The following is a 15,768-nucleotide window of genomic DNA, read 5'->3' on the forward strand; positions in this document are numbered from 1 at the left end:
TCGGCTTGCGACGACAACGCGTCTGCGGAAGCCGTGTATACCTTCGACCATGCAACTGCCCTGGCTTGCCCCTGGTGACCCCCTGCCCGATGCCGATTCGGCCTGGGGCGAATCCGACCCCGTGCCCGGCCTTCTGGCCGCAGGTGGCGGGCTCGATGTCGCCAGCCTCCTTCACGCCTACGCCAACGGCATCTTCCCGTGGTTCAGCGAGGGCCAGCCGATCCTCTGGTGGAGCCCGGATCCGCGAATGGTGCTCGAAACCGCCGGCTTCAGGCTCCACCGTTCGCTGCGCAAGACGCTGGAGCGTTTCCGCGCCACCGCGGGCTGCGAAATCCGCATCGACCACCGTTTTGAGACGGTGATCGATGCCTGCTCGCAGGCGCCGCGAGTCGGCCAGACCGGCACCTGGATCCTGCCCGAGATGGTGCGCGCCTACACGGATCTGCACCGCGCCGGCCATGCGCACAGCGTCGAAACCTGGATCGACGGCGAACTCGCGGGCGGCCTGTACTGCGTGGCAATCGGCCGCGCAGTCTTCGGCGAATCGATGTTCGCCCGCCGGCCCGACGCTTCCAAGATCGCGCTGGCGGCCCTGGTCTCGTTCTGCCGGCGGCACGGGATCGCGATGATCGATTGCCAGCAGAACACGGGCCACCTGGCCAGCCTGGGCGCACACGAGGTGCCGCGCGAACGTTTCCTGTCGCATGTGGCCGACGCACGCCTGCAAGCAGGCCCGGCGTGGCGTTTCGAGCCCGTATACTGGTCCGAACTCCTGCCTGCGCGACTTTCCTTCACGACGTGACGCACCTCAAGGATCTCCCGCTCCACACGCTGCAGTTCTACGCGACAGCGCCCTATCCGTGCAGCTACCTGCCGGACAGGCAGGCGCGCTCGCAGGTCGCGACGCCGAGCCACCTGATCCACAACGACGCGTACTCGGACCTGGTGCTCGCCGGCTTCCGGCGCAGCGGAATGTTCACCTACAGGCCGCATTGCGACGGCTGCAGCGCCTGCATACCGCTGCGCGTACTGGCGAGCGAGTTCAAGCCCAATCGCAGCCAGCGCCGTGCCTTGGCACGCCATGCCGATCTGCAGGCCCGCGTGCTCAAGCTCTGCTTCGTGCCCGAGCACTACCAGCTCTACCTGCGCTACCAGAACGGCCGCCATGCCGGCGGCGGCATGGATCACGACAGCATCGACCAGTACACCCAGTTCCTGCTGCAAAGCAGGGTCAACTCGCGGCTGGTGGAGTTTCGCGAAACCCGGCCGGACGGCAGCGCGGGCGCCTTGAAGATGGTGTCGATCCTCGACGTGCTGAACGACGGAATCTCTGCGGTCTACACCTTCTACGAGCCCGAGGCGGGCGCGGGCTACGGCAACTACAGCGTGCTGTGGCAGATCGAGCAGGCCCGCAAGCTGGGCCTCGCCCACGTCTATCTCGGCTACTGGATCGAGGGCAGCGCCAAGATGAACTACAAGGCCCGTTTTGCCCCGCATGAAGTGCTGATCGACGGCCGCTGGCAAGCGCCGACCCATTTCACCAAGTAAAATGGCAGCCGGTTCCACACCGCGTTGCCCATGAGAAAACACCAATCAGACGTTCCTGCCGTGCCCGTCATCCAAGTGATCGAGCGCATGTTCGCGCTGATCGACGTCTTGGCATCCCGGGAAGAAGCCATCTCTCTGAAGGAAATCAGCGAGAAGACGGGCTTGCACCCGTCCACCACCCATCGCATCCTGAACGACCTGGCGGTCGGCCGCTTCGTCGACCGGCCGGAGGCCGGCAGCTACCGGCTCGGCATGCGCCTGCTGGAGCTCGGGAACCTGGTCAAGGGTCGGCTCAACGTGCGCGATGCCGCGATGGCGCCGATGCGGGAACTGCACAAGCTCACGCAGCAGCCGGTGAACCTCAGCATGCGGCAGGGTGACGAGATCGTCTATATAGAGCGCGCCTACAGCGAGCGCTCGGGCATGCAGGTGGTGCGCGCCATCGGCGGCCGGGCGCCGCTGCACCTGACTTCCACCGGCAAGCTGTTCCTCGCGCTCGACGAACCCCAGCGGGTGCGCAGCTACGCCACGCGAACCGGCCTGGCCGGCCACACGCGCAACAGCATCACGCAGCTGCCGGCGCTGGAGCGCGAACTTTCCAAGGCGCGCCAGTACGGCATCGCCCGCGACAACGAGGAGCTCGAGCTCGGCGTGCGCTGCATGGCCGCAGGCATCTACGACGATCAGGGCAAGCTGGTTGCGGGGTTGTCGATCTCGGCGCCGGCAGACCGGCTCGACGACGGGTGGCTGCCGAAACTGCAGGCCACCGCCAACGAAATCTCGAGCGCGCTCGGCTACAACGCGAACACGCCCGCTTCGGCCTGATCGCCAGGCCGGCGCGGCTCAGCCCGCAACGTGCGTTGCGACGGCCTGCTGCTGCTGCGCAGCCGGATTCACCATGTTGTGGGTGGCTTCGACCCAGCGGCGAACGCGCTCGGCATCGCCGATGCGGCCGAACTTGCCGGCCGAGTCGAGGAACACCATGATCAGCTTGCGCCCGGCGATCTTGGTCTGCATCACGAGGCATTGGCCGGCTTCCGAGATGTAGCCGGTCTTCTGCACGCCGATGTCCCAGTCCGGATTCTTGACCAGGCGATTCGTGGTGTTGTACTGCAGCACGCGGCTGCCGACTTCGACCTGGTACTCGGGCGAGGTGGAGAGCTGGCGCACCGTGGCGTCGGCATAGGCGGCATTGACCAGCAGGGCCAGGTCTTGCGCACTCGACTGATTGCGGCTCGAGAGCCCGGTGGGCTCGACGTAGCGCGTGTCCTTCATGCCGAGCATCTTGGCCTTGGCGTTCATGACGCTCACGAAGGTGGCGAGGCCGCCCGGATAGGTGCGCCCGAGCGCGTGCGCCGCGCGGTTTTCGCTCGACATCAATGCCAGGTGCAGAAGTTCGCCGCGCGGCAGCGTGGTGCCGACCGTCAGGCGTGAGCGGCTTCCTTTTTCGGTGTCGACGTCATCCTGGCTGATGGTGATCAGTTCGTCGGAAGGAAGGCGCGCCTCGCTGATGATCAACCCCGTCATGAGCTTGGTCAGCGAAGCGATGGGCAGCACTGCGTGGTCGTTCTTGCTGAAGAGCACTTCGCGCGTGTCTTGGTCGATCACCAGCGCGACGCTGGATTTCAGGTCGAGCGCATCTTCGGTGCTGTGCAGGCCGGCCAGCTGGCCGAAAGACTGCCGCGCCTCGACCACACGCACCACCGACCGCCGCTGCACCGCCACCACCGTCTTGCCGCCCCGCTTGCGGATCGAAGCCACCACGTTGCGCCCGCCGCTCACGACGCGGTCGGCCTTGTCGTCATCCTTGACGCTGTGTTTCGATGCCGACTTGGCGCTGCTGCGCTTGCTGTCGGCACTCACCTGCTGGACCTTCTTGCCTGCCGGCGGCTTCTTGGCTGCCTCTGCTGCGGGCAGCAAAAACGCCGTGGCGCAGAGCGCGACGGCGATGAGGCGGAATGCAGGAAGAAACCGCTGGCTGGAAACTCGGCAGGAACGGGCTTCGGGCATCAAAAACTCTCCAGCGGGACGAATAGAAACCGCAGTGTATCCAAATCAAAAAAGGCACGCAATATCAGTTACTTGCATCCCTTTCTTCATTAGAACCAAAGGATCCGTCGCAAGAACTAACCTTGTGCCGCCACTCTCTCAGCTTGGCTCTGTAACTTGTTGAGCGCACTCAAATAAGCCTTGGCCGATGCCACCACGATGTCCGGATCGGCCCCCACGCCATTGACGACCCGGCCCGCATTCTGCAAACGCACCGTGACTTCGCCCTGACTCTCCGTCGATCCGCTGATGGCATTGACCGAATACAGCACCATCTCCGCCCCGCTCTTCACGTGGGCCTCGATGGCCTTCAGCGAAGCATCAACCGGGCCATTGCCATCCGACTCGCTCGTGACCTCCTTGCCATGCACCGTGAAAACGATTCGCGCCTGGGGCCGCTCGCCGGTTTCGCTGTGCTGCGACAAGGATACAAAACTAAACTGCTCCGCAACGTGCGAATGCTCCTCGGCGCTTACAAGTGCAAGGATATCTTCGTCAAATATTTCACTTTTTCGATCGGCGAGTTCTTTGAAGTGCGCGAACGCGGCGTTGATGTCGGCCTCGCTCTCCATCGTTACGCCGAGCTCCTGCAGGCGCTGCTTGAAGGCGTTGCGGCCGCTCAGCTTGCCGAGCACGATCTTGTTGGCGGTCCAGCCCACATCCTCGGCGCGCATGATCTCGTAAGTGTCGCGCGCCTTGAGCACGCCATCCTGGTGGATGCCCGATGCGTGGGCGAAGGCATTGGCGCCTACCACCGCCTTGTTGGGCTGCACCACGAAACCGGTGGTCTGGCTGACCATGCGGCTGGCGGCCAAGATGTGTCGGGTGTCGATGCCGAGATCGAGGCCGAAGTAGTCCTTTCGTGTCTTCACGGCCATCACGATCTCTTCGAGCGAGCAGTTGCCGGCACGCTCGCCAAGGCCGTTGATGGTGCACTCGACCTGCCGCGCGCCGCCGATCTTCACGCCCGCCAGCGAGTTGGCGACCGCCATGCCCAGGTCGTTGTGGCAGTGCACGGACCAGACGGCCTTGTCGCTGTTCGGGATGCGTTCGCGCAGTGTCTTGATGAAGTTGCCGTAGAGCTCCGGCACCGCGTAGCCGACGGTGTCGGGCACGTTGATGGTGGTCGCGCCCTCGTGGATGACGGCTTCCAGCACGCGGCACAGGAAGTCGACGTCGCTGCGGTAGCCGTCCTCCGGGCTGAACTCGACGTCGCCCACCAGGTTGCGCGCGAAACGCACGGCAAGCTTGGCCTGCTCGAACACTTCGTCGGGCGACATGCGCAGCTTCTTCTCCATGTGCAGCGGCGAGGTCGCGATGAAGGTGTGGATGCGGCCGCTGGCCGCGCCCTTCAAGGCTTCGGCCGCGCGCGAGATGTCGCGGTCGTTGGCTCGCGACAGGCCGCACACCGTCGACTCCTTGATCGCGTTGGCGATCGCCATCACGGCTTCGAAATCACCGTTCGAACTGGCCGGAAAGCCCGCCTCGATGACGTCGACCCGCAGGCGCTCGAGCTGGCGCGCGATGCGCAGCTTTTCGTCCTTGGTCATCGAGGCACCCGGCGACTGCTCGCCGTCGCGCAAGGTGGTGTCGAAAATGATGAGTTTGTCGGCCATCGTGGATCTCCTTCTTGTCAGGCGGCTTCAGCCATGGATTGTGCGCTGCGTGCGCCCCGTGCCCGGGCCCGCTCGAGGCCCGAAACGATCGCCTTGAGCGAAGCCGAGATGATGTTCGCGTCCATGCCGACGCCGAACAGGGTCTGCGCCTCGTCGACCCGCAGTTCGAGATAGGCCACCGCCTGCGCATCGGCCCCGGCGCCGATCGCATGCTGGTGATAGTCGATCACGCGGATCGAGTGCCCGGTGGCGCCGGCCAAAGCATGGATGAAGGCATCGATGGGCCCGTTGCCGCGGCCTTCGATCTTTCGAGTTTCACCCTCCCACGGCAGGTCGGCGCGCAGCACCACGGACGCGTCGGCACCCTCGCCATGCTCTTCGAGCACGCGGTGCTGCGGGCCCGTCTCGCCCTGGATGCGGTATTCGCGCTCGAACAGCTGCCAGAGGTCGGCCGCCGTGAGCTCCTTTCCGGCAACGTCCATCACGCGCTGGACGGCCTGGCTGAACTCCATCTGCAGGCGACGCGGCAGTTCAAGCCCGTACTCGCTTTCGAGCAGGTAGGCGATGCCGCCCTTGCCCGACTGGCTGTTGACGCGGATCACGGCCTCGTAGCTGCGGCCCACGTCCTTGGGATCGATCGGCAGGTAAGGCATGTCCCAGATGTCGCCGTCCTTGCGCGCGGCGAAGGCCTTCCTGATGGCATCCTGATGCGAACCGGAGAAGGAGGTGTAGACCAGATCGCCCACGTACGGATGGCGCGGATGCACCGGCAATTGATTGCAATGCTCGACGGCCGTGCGGATCTCGTCGATGTTCGAGAAGTCGAGTCCGGGCGATACGCCTTGCGTGTAGAGGTTGAGCGCCACGTTCACCAGGTCGAGATTGCCGGTGCGCTCGCCGTTGCCGAACAGGCAGCCTTCGATCCGGTCTGCTCCCCCCATCAGCGCGAACTCGCCGGCCGCTGTGCCCGTGCCGCGGTCGTTGTGCGGATGCACCGACAGCACGATCGCATCGCGGCGTGCGAGGTGGCGGTGCATCCATTCGATCATGTCCGCGAAGATGTTCGGCGTCGAATGCTCGACCGTCGACGGCAGGTTGACGATGCACTTGCGCTCGGGCGTCGGCGCCCAGACTTCGGTGACCGCATCCACCACCCGCTTGGAGAAAGCGAGTTCGGTGCCGGAGAACATTTCCGGCGAGTACTGGAAGGTCCACTCGGTCGCCGGCTGCTTGGCGGCGAGCTCGTTGAACATGCGCGCATGCGTGGTCGCCAGCTCGACGATCTGGTCTTCGTCCATGCCGAGCACCACGCGACGCATGACCGGCGCCACGGCGTTGTAGAGGTGCACGATCGCGCGCGGTGCGCCTTGCAGCGATTCGAAGGTGCGCTCGATCAGGTGGTCGCGAGCCTGCGTGAGCACCTGGATCGTCACATCGTCGGGAATGCGGTCTTCCTCGATCAGCTTGCGCACGAAATCGAACTCGACCTGCGAGGCCGAAGGAAAGCCGACCTCGATCTCCTTGAACCCGATCGCCACCAGCATCTCGAACATGCGCATCTTGCGAGCGATGTCCATCGGCTCCACCAGCGCCTGGTTACCGTCGCGCAGGTCGGTCGACAGCCAGATCGGAGCCTGGGTCAGCACGGCATCGGGCCAGGTGCGGTCCTTGAGGCCGATGGGTGCAAAGGCGCGGTACTTGCGGTCGGGTTGCTTCAACATCTGGTATTTCTCGCTTGGTTGGAGGATCAACCAGCAACCCCAAAACAAACGGCCCGTTGCTGGTGCGAACGGGCCGTGGTCAGGGATTTGCGCGTGCGCTACCGACTCCGCCCGTAGGGGATCAGTAGTAGGGCCAGCGAAATCTTGTTCATGGGAGCGGGGAATGTAGCACAGCCCGAATCACTTGTGCAGGCCGCGCTCGTCGGGCTCGTCGGTCGAGGTGCTGATCACGCTCACATGCTGGCCCTTGGCTTTGCGCCAGCCATAGACCGCGTAGCCACTCAATCCGTAGGCCACGAAGATGCCGAACAGCACCGTCGGCGGATGGATATTGACGACTGCGATGGCGAGCGCGATCAGCACGATCACGGCAAATGGCACGCTCTTCTTCACCTGGATGTCCTTGAAGCTGTAGAACGGCGCGTTGGTCACCATCGACAGGCCCGCATAGAGCGTGAAGCCGAAGGTGATCCAGGTGATCTGATGCCAGGAGAGATACAGCACCTCGCCGCCGCGCTTGCCCCAGTCGGTCATGAGCCAGATGAAGCCGGCCACCAAGGCCGCCGCCGCCGGCGAGGGCAAGCCCTGGAACCAGCGCTTGTCGACCACGCCGGTGTTGACGTTGAAACGCGCCAAGCGCAAGGCCGCGCAGGCGCAGTAGACGAATGCCGCGATCCAGCCCCAGCGGCCGAGGCCCTTGAGCGACCATTCGTAGGCGATCAAGGCCGGCGCGGCGCCGAAGGACACCATGTCGGACAGCGAATCCATCTGTTCGCCGAAGGCGCTCTGGGTGTTGGTCATGCGCGCGACGCGGCCGTCGAGGCTGTCAAGGATCATGGCGGCGAACACACCGAGCGCCGCGAGATCGAAGCGCGCATTCATGGCCATCACCACCGAATAGAAGCCGCCGAAAAGCGCCGCCAGCGTGAACAGGTTCGGCAGGATGTAGATGCCCTTGCGGCGCTTGCGCGGCGCAACTTCGTCGGGGAGCGTGTCGTCATGCATGGATCGGTGGCAGTGTAGTTCAGCCGCTCGCGCGGCATCAAAGAAAAAGGGCCACCGCGCGGGTGGCCCTTGTCGAGGCGAAAGCCGGATCAGTTGCGGGTCTGGTCGACCAGCTTGTTCTTCTTGATCCAGGGCATCATCGCGCGCAGCTTCTCGCCGACCACCTCGATTTGATGCTCGGAATTCAGGCGACGGCGGCTGATCAGCGTGGGCGCACCGCCCGCGTTCTCCAGCACGAAGCTCTTGGCGTATTCGCCGGTCTGGATGTCCTTCAAGACCTGCTTCATGACCTTCTTGGTTTCGTCGGTCACGATGCGCGGACCCGTCACGTACTCGCCGTACTCGGCGTTGTTCGAGATCGAGTAGTTCATGTTGGCGATGCCGCCTTCATAGATCAGGTCGACGATCAGCTTCAGCTCGTGCAGGCACTCGAAGTAGGCCATCTCGGGCGCGTAGCCGGCTTCCACCAGCGTCTCGAAACCGGCCTTGATCAACTCGACGGTACCGCCGCAGAGCACGGCCTGTTCGCCGAACAGATCGGTCTCGGTCTCTTCGCGGAAGTTGGTTTCGATGATGCCGGCCTTGCCGCCACCGTTGGCGGTGGCGTAGGACAGGGCCAGATCGCGCGCCTTGCCGGTCCTGTCGGCGTGCACCGCGATCAGGTGCGGCACGCCGCCGCCCTGCGTGTAGGTGCTGCGCACGGTGTGGCCGGGGGCCTTGGGGGCGACCATCCAGACGTCGAGGTCGGCGCGCGGCTGCACGAAGCCGTAGTGCACGTTGAAGCCGTGCGCGAACACGAGCGAAGCGCCCTGCTTGATGTTCGGAGCGACGTCGTTCTTGTAGACGTTGGCGATCTGCTCGTCGGGCAAGAGGATCATGACCACGTCGGCCGACTTCACGGCGTCCGCCACTTCGGCGACCTTGAGGCCGGCCTTCTCGACCTTGGGCCAGGAAGCGCCGCCCTTGCGCAGGCCGACGACGACCTTCACGCCGCTGTCGTTGAGGTTCTGCGCGTGCGCATGACCCTGGCTGCCGTAGCCGATGATCGCGACCGTCTTGCCCTTGATGAGGCTCAGATCGGCGTCCTTGTCGTAATAGACCTTCATGATGGTTGCTCCTTCGTAGATTCGGTGGGATGTGAAACGGGCTTTGTGTCAGACGCGCAGGACGCGTTCACCGCGGCCGATGCCGCTGGCGCCGGTGCGAACGGTTTCGAGAATGGCGCCGCGGTCGATGGCCTCGAGAAAGGCGTCGTTCTTGCCGTGGTCGCCGGTGAGCTCGATGGTGTAGCTCTTGTCGGTTACGTCGATGATGCGGCCGCGGAAGATTTCCGCCATGCGCATCATCTCTTCGCGCTCCTTGCCGACCGCGCGCACCTTCACCATCATGAGCTCGCGCTCGGTGTAGGCGCCTTCGGTCAGGTCGACGACCTTGACGACTTCGATCAGGCGGTTCAGGTGCTTGGTGATCTGCTCGATCACGTCGTCGGAACCGGCCGTGACGATGGTCATGCGCGACAGGCTCGCGTCTTCAGTGGGCGCGACGGTCAGCGATTCAATGTTGTAGCCACGGGCCGAGAACAGGCCCACGACGCGGGAGAGTGCACCGGGCTCGTTTTCGAGCAGCACGGCAATGATGTGTTTCATGTCAGCAGGACTCCTCTTTTCGCCGCCCTCCCCCGCACACGGTAATGCGCAGGCTCGACGGACAATAGATTGATCCGAAAAAGTTAATGAAGGGCCGGTCCGCATCGCGGATCGGCTTATCGTCTGTTTACAGGTCTTCCGAACCGAGGAGCATCTCGGTGATGCCCATGCCGGCCTTGACCATCGGGAACACGTTCTCGGTGGGGTCGGTGCGGAAATCCATGAACACGGTGCGGTCCTTGAGCTTGCGCGCCTCGCGCAGCGCGGGCTCCACGTCCTGCGGGCGTTCGATCAGCATGCCGACGTGGCCGTAGGCCTCGGCCAGTTTGACGAAATTGGGCAGCGCATCCATGTAGCTGTGGCTGTAGCGGCCCGAATACTCGATCTCCTGCCATTGCCGCACCATGCCGAGATAGCGGTTGTTGAGCGAGCAGATCTTGATCGGCGTGTTGTACTGCAGGCAGGTCGAGAGTTCCTGGATGCACATCTGCACCGAGCCTTCGCCCGTGATGCAGAACACTTCCGACTCGGGTTTGGCGAGCTTGATGCCCATCGCGTAGGGGATGCCCACGCCCATGGTGCCCAGGCCGCCCGAATTGATCCAGCGCCGCGGCTCGTCGAAGCGGTAGTACTGGGCGGCCCACATCTGGTGCTGGCCGACGTCCGAGGTGATGTACGTGTCGGCGTCCTTGGTCATGTTCCAGAGGGTCTCGACCACGTACTGCGGCTTGATCACGTCCTTGTTGCCGCGGTCGTACTTGAGGCAGTCCTTGCTGCGCCAGCCCTCGATGGTGTCCCACCAGCCGGAGAGCGCCGCCGCGTCGGGCTTGGTGTTGCTCTCCTTGATCATCGAGATCAGCTCGCTCAGCACATCCTTCACGTCGCCGACGATCGGGATGTCGACCCGGACGCGCTTCGAGATGCTCGACGGGTCGATGTCGATGTGGATGATCTTGCGTTCGTTCTGAGCGAAGTGCTTCGGATTGCCGATCACGCGGTCGTCGAAGCGCGCACCGACGGCCAGCAGCACGTCGCAGTTCTGCATCGCGTTGTTGGCCTCGATGGTGCCGTGCATGCCCAGCATGCCGAGGAATTTGCGGTCGCTGGCCGGATAGGCGCCGAGCCCCATCAGCGTATTGGTGACCGGGTAGCCGAGCATGTCGACCAGCGTGCGCAGCTCGTTCGTGGCGTTGCCGAGCAGCACGCCGCCGCCGGTGTAGATGTAGGGTCGCTTGGCGTTCAGCAGCAACTGCAGCGCTTTGCGGATCTGGCCGCCATGGCCTTTGCGCACCGGGTTGTAGGAGCGCATCTCGACCTTGTCGGGGTAGCCGTTGTAGCTGACCTTCTTGAAGGACACGTCCTTCGGCACATCCACCACCACCGGGCCGGGACGGCCGCTGCGCGCGATGTGGAAGGCCTTTTTCATCGTCATGGCCAGATCCTTGGGATCCTTGACGAGGAAGTTGTGCTTGACGATCGGCCGCGTGATGCCCACGGTGTCGCATTCCTGGAATGCGTCGAGCCCGATCGCCGCCGTCGGCACCTGGCCCGAGATGATCACCATCGGGATGCTGTCCATGTAAGCAGTCGCAATACCCGTGACCGCATTGGTCAAGCCGGGCCCCGAGGTCACCAGCGCCACGCCGACGTCGCCGGTCGCGCGTGCGTAGCCGTCGGCGGCGTGGACTGCGGCCTGCTCGTGGCGCACCAGCACGTGCTGGATCGTGTCCTGTTTGTAGAACGCGTCGTAAATGTAGAGAACCGCGCCGCCGGGATAGCCCCAGACGTACTTCACGCCTTCGGCCTGCAGTGCCTTGACCAGCACTTCGGCGCCCATGAGTTCCTGCGTTTGACTGCCGGTGACGGCTGCTGCGGAAGCGAGTTCCGCCTTCGAGATTTCCATGATGAACCTTTGCGTTTTTTCGGGAACGAAAAACCTTGGGTGCTCCTTCGCAAGCTCTTGTGAAGCCGCGTCGAAACTTGAGGCCAAAGCCATGGGCGGACTTGTCGTACCGCCGGACCGTGACCCGTTTGCCTTTTGACTTGCAGCGCGGATTATGACACCGGACTGGCGGTCCCCGCGCGACGCATGGCTGCCACAGGGGCGCAGGCATAATCCGCGGCGACAAAAACCTCACGCGTCCCCGAGACACATCCCCACGCGGCGCCTTCCCGGCGCCAGACTCTCTTTGGCCACAGAACAAGAACTCTCCGATTTCCTGAAAAGCGTCGAACGCCGTGCTTTCAAGCGCTCGGTCTACCACGTGCGGGATGAGGAAGCGGCGCTCGACATCGTGCAGGACAGCATGATGAAGCTGGCCGAGCACTATGGCGACAAGCCGCCCAACGAGTTGCCGCTCCTGTTCCAGCGCATCCTCTCGAACTGCACCCTGGACTGGTTCCGCCGCCAGAAAACCCGCCGGGCGCTGTTCTCCAACCTGAGCGATTTCGAGGCGGTGGACGACAACGGCGACTTCGACCTGCTCGAACACTTCGTGATGCCGACGGACTCCCGGGAAAGCGAGAGCGCGGAGGACACCACCCGGCGGGCACAGATTTTTCATGCGATCGAGGAACAAATCGCCGCTTTGCCGGGTCGTCAACGTGAGGCCTTCCTGATGCGTTACTGGGAAGAAATGGACGTCGCCGAGACAGCCGCCGCCATGGGCTGTTCCGAAGGCAGCGTCAAGACCCACTGTTCGCGTGCTGTGCACGCCTTGAGCAAGGCGCTCAAGGCCAAGGGAATTTCGCTATGAGTACAACGTTTTCGCACACCCCTGAAGCGGCCGAGGAGGAATTCGGTCGCCGGGTGGCCGGTCGGCTTTCGGCCGGCAATCTCGAACTGCCGCACGAAATCGGTGAACGCCTGCGCGCCGCCCGCGTGCAGGCCGTTGGGCGCCGCAAAGTGGTGCGGCAGCTCCGTACGGCACCGGCGGTCGTGGCTAATGGCGGCACGGCGACGCTCGGGGCCGGCTGGTGGACGCGCATCGGCTCGGTCGTCCCGCTGATCGCCCTCGTGGCGGGCCTCCTGGTCATCAGCGCGATGCAAGACGACAACCGTGCCAACGAGTTGGCAGAGCTCGATTCGGCCCTGCTGACCGACGATCTGCCACCCGCCGCTTACACGGACCCCGGTTTTGCCCAGTTTCTGAAGACCGAGGCCCCGTCCGAGCGCTGATCGCCTGCCCCGCATGCCGTATCGCCCTCTCTCCTGCGCGAAAGCGCTCCTCCTGCTGCGCCCGATCCCGTCGGGCGCAGTCGCCTGGGTGGGCGCCGCCTTGCTGCTCGCGGCCTCGGGCTTCGCTGCGCTCCCAGTCAAGGCGCAGGTCAAGGAAGCACCGCCGGCGGCCTCGGTACCGGCGGCGAAACAAGTCGTCTCCAAGCCGCTGTGGCGCGACCTCACCGCTCGCCAGCAGCGCGCCCTGGCGCCGCTGGCGCCCCACTGGGACGGCCTGACCGAGCCCCACAAGCGCAAATGGCTGGCCTTGTCGCGCAACTACGCCGCGCTGCCACCCGCCGACCAGGAGATTCTGCACAGCCGCATGATCGAATGGGCCGCACTGAGCAACCACCAGCGAACGCAGGCAAGGTTCAATTTCGCCGAGGTCAAGCAGGTTCCGGTCGACGAGCGAAAGGCGAAGTGGGAGGCCTATCAGGCGCTCAGCGAGGAAGAAAAACGCAAGCTGGCCGAGCGCGCCACGCCCCGGCCGGGCGCCGCCGCGACGTTCCGGCCGGTGCCGCCCCAGAAGCTCGCGCCGTTTCCCGCAGTCGCGCCCGACGGCCAACACACGCCGCGAATCCAGCTGGCGCCGTCCACGCCGTTGCCCGTACGTCCGCAGCTCGTGGCCCCGGCGCCCGCTCCAGCTGCGGCTCCTGCCTTTCCGCCCGTTTCGGCCGAAGCCCAGATCCCGCCTCCTTCCTCGACGCCCTCGGCCGAAACATCCGCCTCTGCCGCGCCGCCGGTGCGCGTCTCCGAGCAACCTTCCTCCGCGCCCTGACTCAAGGTGTCGATGGCTTCCAGTTCTCCCGAGGGGTCCGGCCCCGGCCGACCGCTTCTCGCCGAAACACCGGCACCGATCGCACCCACCGCCCTGATCGCGCCCAGCCTGTGGCGCCGCATGGCCTGCTGGCTCTACGAGGGCATGCTGCTCTTCGCCGTCGTGTTCGTCGCCGGCTGGCTGTTCAGCACCCTCGGCCAGATGCGTGATGCGATGGATTCGCGCCGGCACCTGCTGCAGGCCTTCCTGTTCGTCGTGTTCGGCGTCTATTTCGTGTGGTTCTGGTCCAAAGGCCAGACGCTGGCCATGAAAACCTGGGGCATCCGCGTGGTGGACCGGCTCGGCCGACCGCTCACGCAGGGCCGCGCGCTGCTGCGCTACCTCTTGAGCTGGGTCTGGTTCCTGCCGCCGCTCGCCGCCATCGCGCCCTTCGACCTCGGCGGCGGCGAATCTTCCGTACTGATCTTCGGCTGGGTTATCGTCTGGGCCTTGCTCGCGCGCTTCCACCCCGAGCGCCAGTTCTGGCACGATGCCTGGGCCGGTACCCGCCTGATTTCCTCCAAGCCTCTCAGCCGCAGATGAGCGCCAACATCAACGACCCCGTCAATCCGCAGAAGTCGCGACGCGGCCTGGACCGCATCTGGCATGCCACCCTGATCTCGCTCGACGGCTTCCGCGCCGGCTGGGGCGAAGCCGCGTTTCGCCAGGAAGTCCTGTGCGCCATCGTCATGCTGCCGGCTGCGTTCTGGGTCGGCCACAGCTGGGTCGAGGTGTCGCTGCTTGCCGCGACCGTGATCCTGGTGCTGATCGTCGAGCTGCTCAACACCGGCATCGAAGCCGCCATCAACCGCGTGGGCCCGGAATGGCACTCCTTTTCCAAGAACGCCAAGGACCTGGGCAGCGCCGCGGTGCTGCTGTCGATCGTCCTGTGCTGCGGCGTCTGGGCGGCCGCGTTGTGGCAACGTTTCGCGACCTGAATGCAAGCTGAGCGTCATCCGATCGCGGCATGATCGGGGGATGACTCCTCGTTTCTCGATTTGTGTTTATTGCGGCTCGCGCCCCGGCGAGCGGACCGAGTTCGCGGCCGTGGCCCAGGCGGTCGGCCGCTGGATCGGCGAACGCGGCGGCCAACTGGTCTATGGCGGCGGCCGCACCGGCCTGATGGGCACGGTGGCGGAGGCCACGCGCACGGCGGGCGGCCGGGTGGTGGGCATCATTCCGAAGGCCCTGGTCGACAAGGAGCTCGCCAACCCACTGTGCGACGAGCTGCACGTCGTCGACACCATGCACGAGCGCAAGGCCATGATGGGCGAACGCGCCGACGCCTTCATCGCCCTGCCGGGCGGCATCGGCACTTTCGAGGAACTGTTCGAGATCTGGACTTGGCGCCAGCTCGGCTACCACGACAAGCCGGTCGGCATCCTGAACGTTGCGGGCTATTACGCCGGCCTGCTCGAATTTCTTGCCCACAGCGTGCGCGAGGGCTTCATGGGCGAATGGCAGATGGGGTTGATACGAGCGGGCGGCGAAGCCCCGGCCCTGCTCGAAGCCCTGGTCGAGGAAGCGGGCCGCCATCCGCGTGGCGACAAGCTCGCCGAGATGCTCTGAGCGCCCTAGACGGCGGCTTCGTCCTCTTCGCCGGTGCGGATGCGTACCACGCGCTCCACATTGGTCACGAAGATCTTGCCGTCGCCGATCTTGCCCGTGCGGGCGGCGCTCACGATTGCGTCGACACAACGTTCGACATCGGCCTCGTTGACCACCACTTCGACCTTCATCTTCGGCAGGAAGTCGACCACGTACTCCGCACCACGGTAGAGCTCGGTGTGCCCCTTCTGTCGGCCGAAGCCCTTGACCTCGGTCACGGTGAGCCCGGTGACGCCAACCTCGGCCAGGGCCTCGCGCACGTCGTCGAGCTTGAACGGTTTGACGATGGCGGTGATTTGCTTCATACGGTCTCTCTTCCGGCGGTTTCGTTGAACTTGCTGGTAGGGTAGCGCCAATCCGTAACCCGCAGCGACGATCTCGTCGATGCTCTCGGCGTCCTGCATGTAGCGTGCCAGGATGCCGTCGCATCGGCCGTCTTCGCGAGTTGCCGGCGAGGCCACCCGCTGCGAAATTATGTCATTCGCCTTCGGAAGCCATGGCTTGTCGAACGCATTCCACGCCCGGCGACTGGGACTGA

Annotated in this window: 17 protein-coding genes; 9 read left to right on the forward strand and 8 right to left on the reverse strand. The window is 64.8% G+C overall.

All coding sequences use genetic code 11. The features are described 5' to 3' along the window. Positions 1-49: 49 nt before the first annotated feature. From aat to ACSQ9A_RS15115, 3 genes are read left to right on the forward strand one after another with little or no spacing between them, the layout of a single operon-like run. Positions 50-802: a leucyl/phenylalanyl-tRNA--protein transferase gene (gene aat / locus ACSQ9A_RS15105; RefSeq protein ID WP_436304208.1), complete on the forward strand. Its 753-nt coding sequence runs from the start codon at positions 50-52 to the stop codon at positions 800-802. Next, positions 799-1,548: an arginyltransferase gene (locus ACSQ9A_RS15110; RefSeq protein WP_436304209.1), complete on the forward strand. Its 750-nt coding sequence runs from the start codon at positions 799-801 to the stop codon at positions 1,546-1,548. Before aat ends, ACSQ9A_RS15110 begins: the two co-directional genes overlap by 4 nt. Positions 1,549-1,578: 30 nt before the next feature. Then, positions 1,579-2,373 carry an IclR family transcriptional regulator gene (locus ACSQ9A_RS15115; protein ID WP_436304210.1) on the forward strand — a complete coding sequence of 265 codons (795 nt, stop codon included), beginning with the start codon at positions 1,579-1,581 and terminating at the stop codon, positions 2,371-2,373. Positions 2,374-2,391: 18 nt separating this feature from the next. Here ACSQ9A_RS15115 and ACSQ9A_RS15120 read toward each other — a convergent pair whose 3' ends face one another. The 7 genes from ACSQ9A_RS15120 to ACSQ9A_RS15150 form a co-directional block, all read right to left on the reverse strand. Continuing rightward, positions 2,392-3,558, reverse strand: a complete 1,167-nt coding sequence (locus tag ACSQ9A_RS15120; RefSeq protein WP_436304211.1) for a serine hydrolase — start codon at positions 3,556-3,558, stop codon at positions 2,392-2,394. Positions 3,559-3,674: 116 nt separating this feature from the next. Further along, complete coding sequence (locus ACSQ9A_RS15125; protein ID WP_093108825.1) at positions 3,675-5,213, reverse strand: 2-isopropylmalate synthase; 1,539 nt, start codon at positions 5,211-5,213, stop codon at positions 3,675-3,677. A gap of 17 nt (positions 5,214-5,230) precedes the next feature. Continuing rightward, positions 5,231-6,934, reverse strand: coding sequence for a 2-isopropylmalate synthase (gene leuA, locus ACSQ9A_RS15130; RefSeq protein ID WP_436304212.1), 1,704 nt, complete (start codon positions 6,932-6,934; stop codon positions 5,231-5,233). Positions 6,935-7,114: 180 nt separating this feature from the next. Then, complete coding sequence (gene pssA / locus ACSQ9A_RS15135; protein ID WP_093108827.1) at positions 7,115-7,939, reverse strand: CDP-diacylglycerol--serine O-phosphatidyltransferase; 825 nt, start codon at positions 7,937-7,939, stop codon at positions 7,115-7,117. A gap of 89 nt (positions 7,940-8,028) precedes the next feature. Next, positions 8,029-9,045, reverse strand: coding sequence for a ketol-acid reductoisomerase (gene ilvC / locus ACSQ9A_RS15140; protein WP_093108828.1), 1,017 nt, complete (start codon positions 9,043-9,045; stop codon positions 8,029-8,031). 48 nt (positions 9,046-9,093) lie between these two features. After that, the gene (gene ilvN, locus ACSQ9A_RS15145) at positions 9,094-9,585 is read right to left on the reverse strand and encodes an acetolactate synthase small subunit (protein WP_093108829.1); all 492 of its coding nucleotides are present in this window, start codon (positions 9,583-9,585) and stop codon (positions 9,094-9,096) included. A gap of 127 nt (positions 9,586-9,712) precedes the next feature. Further along, on the reverse strand, positions 9,713-11,488 hold the full coding sequence (locus ACSQ9A_RS15150) for an acetolactate synthase 3 catalytic subunit (protein WP_093108830.1): 1,776 nt from the start codon (positions 11,486-11,488) through the stop codon (positions 9,713-9,715). A 286-nt stretch (positions 11,489-11,774) separates the two neighbouring features. Here ACSQ9A_RS15150 and ACSQ9A_RS15155 point away from each other — a divergent pair, with 286 nt between their 5' ends. The 6 genes from ACSQ9A_RS15155 (at position 11,775) to ACSQ9A_RS15180 (ending at position 15,191) form a co-directional block, all read left to right on the forward strand. After that, complete coding sequence (locus ACSQ9A_RS15155; RefSeq protein WP_093108831.1) at positions 11,775-12,341, forward strand: RNA polymerase sigma factor; 567 nt, start codon at positions 11,775-11,777, stop codon at positions 12,339-12,341. Further along, positions 12,338-12,763 (forward strand): DUF3619 family protein, encoded by a 426-nt coding sequence (locus tag ACSQ9A_RS15160; RefSeq protein ID WP_436304213.1) that lies wholly within the window; start codon positions 12,338-12,340, stop codon positions 12,761-12,763. Before ACSQ9A_RS15155 ends, ACSQ9A_RS15160 begins: the two co-directional genes overlap by 4 nt. A 13-nt stretch (positions 12,764-12,776) precedes the next feature. Beyond that, positions 12,777-13,583 carry a DUF3106 domain-containing protein gene (locus ACSQ9A_RS15165; protein WP_436304214.1) on the forward strand — a complete coding sequence of 269 codons (807 nt, stop codon included), beginning with the start codon at positions 12,777-12,779 and terminating at the stop codon, positions 13,581-13,583. 120 nt (positions 13,584-13,703) lie between these two features. Beyond that, positions 13,704-14,165 carry an RDD family protein gene (locus tag ACSQ9A_RS15170; protein WP_436306301.1) on the forward strand — a complete coding sequence of 154 codons (462 nt, stop codon included), beginning with the start codon at positions 13,704-13,706 and terminating at the stop codon, positions 14,163-14,165. After that, entirely contained in the window at positions 14,162-14,560 is a 399-nt protein-coding gene (locus ACSQ9A_RS15175; protein ID WP_093108835.1) for a diacylglycerol kinase, read from the forward strand. The genes ACSQ9A_RS15170 and ACSQ9A_RS15175 overlap by 4 nt, the downstream gene beginning before the upstream one ends. Before the next feature lie 40 nt (positions 14,561-14,600). After that, positions 14,601-15,191, forward strand: a complete 591-nt coding sequence (locus ACSQ9A_RS15180; RefSeq protein ID WP_093108836.1) for a TIGR00730 family Rossman fold protein — start codon at positions 14,601-14,603, stop codon at positions 15,189-15,191. Between the two features lie 5 nt (positions 15,192-15,196). Here the strand turns inward: ACSQ9A_RS15180 and ACSQ9A_RS15185 are convergent, their stop codons facing one another. Further along, positions 15,197-15,535 carry a P-II family nitrogen regulator gene (locus ACSQ9A_RS15185; protein WP_126835134.1) on the reverse strand — a complete coding sequence of 113 codons (339 nt, stop codon included), beginning with the start codon at positions 15,533-15,535 and terminating at the stop codon, positions 15,197-15,199. Positions 15,536-15,768: the final 233 nt, after the last annotated feature.

This window comes from Variovorax sp. LjRoot290, from assembly GCF_964253985.1.
Taxonomy (GTDB): Bacteria; Pseudomonadota; Gammaproteobacteria; order Burkholderiales; family Burkholderiaceae_C; genus Variovorax.

Bases quoted from the DNA above. Each gene is read 5' to 3' on its own strand.
- aat (WP_436304208.1), top strand. From the start codon at position 50: ATGCAACTGCCCTGGCTTGCCCCTGGTGACCCCCTGCCCGATGCCGAT.
- ACSQ9A_RS15115 (WP_436304210.1), top strand. From the start codon at position 1,579: ATGAGAAAACACCAATCAGACGTTCCTGCCGTGCCCGTCATCCAAGTG.
- ACSQ9A_RS15120 (WP_436304211.1), bottom strand. From the start codon at position 3,558: ATGCCCGAAGCCCGTTCCTGCCGAGTTTCCAGCCAGCGGTTTCTTCCT.
- ACSQ9A_RS15125 (WP_093108825.1), bottom strand. From the start codon at position 5,213: ATGGCCGACAAACTCATCATTTTCGACACCACCTTGCGCGACGGCGAG.
- leuA (WP_436304212.1), bottom strand. From the start codon at position 6,934: ATGTTGAAGCAACCCGACCGCAAGTACCGCGCCTTTGCACCCATCGGC.
- pssA (WP_093108827.1), bottom strand. From the start codon at position 7,939: ATGCATGACGACACGCTCCCCGACGAAGTTGCGCCGCGCAAGCGCCGC.
- ilvC (WP_093108828.1), bottom strand. From the start codon at position 9,045: ATGAAGGTCTATTACGACAAGGACGCCGATCTGAGCCTCATCAAGGGC.
- ilvN (WP_093108829.1), bottom strand. From the start codon at position 9,585: ATGAAACACATCATTGCCGTGCTGCTCGAAAACGAGCCCGGTGCACTC.
- ACSQ9A_RS15150 (WP_093108830.1), bottom strand. From the start codon at position 11,488: ATGGAAATCTCGAAGGCGGAACTCGCTTCCGCAGCAGCCGTCACCGGC.
- ACSQ9A_RS15160 (WP_436304213.1), top strand. From the start codon at position 12,338: ATGAGTACAACGTTTTCGCACACCCCTGAAGCGGCCGAGGAGGAATTC.
- ACSQ9A_RS15165 (WP_436304214.1), top strand. From the start codon at position 12,777: ATGCCGTATCGCCCTCTCTCCTGCGCGAAAGCGCTCCTCCTGCTGCGC.
- ACSQ9A_RS15170 (WP_436306301.1), top strand. From the start codon at position 13,704: ATGGCCTGCTGGCTCTACGAGGGCATGCTGCTCTTCGCCGTCGTGTTC.
- ACSQ9A_RS15175 (WP_093108835.1), top strand. From the start codon at position 14,162: ATGAGCGCCAACATCAACGACCCCGTCAATCCGCAGAAGTCGCGACGC.
- ACSQ9A_RS15180 (WP_093108836.1), top strand. From the start codon at position 14,601: ATGACTCCTCGTTTCTCGATTTGTGTTTATTGCGGCTCGCGCCCCGGC.
- ACSQ9A_RS15185 (WP_126835134.1), bottom strand. From the start codon at position 15,535: ATGAAGCAAATCACCGCCATCGTCAAACCGTTCAAGCTCGACGACGTG.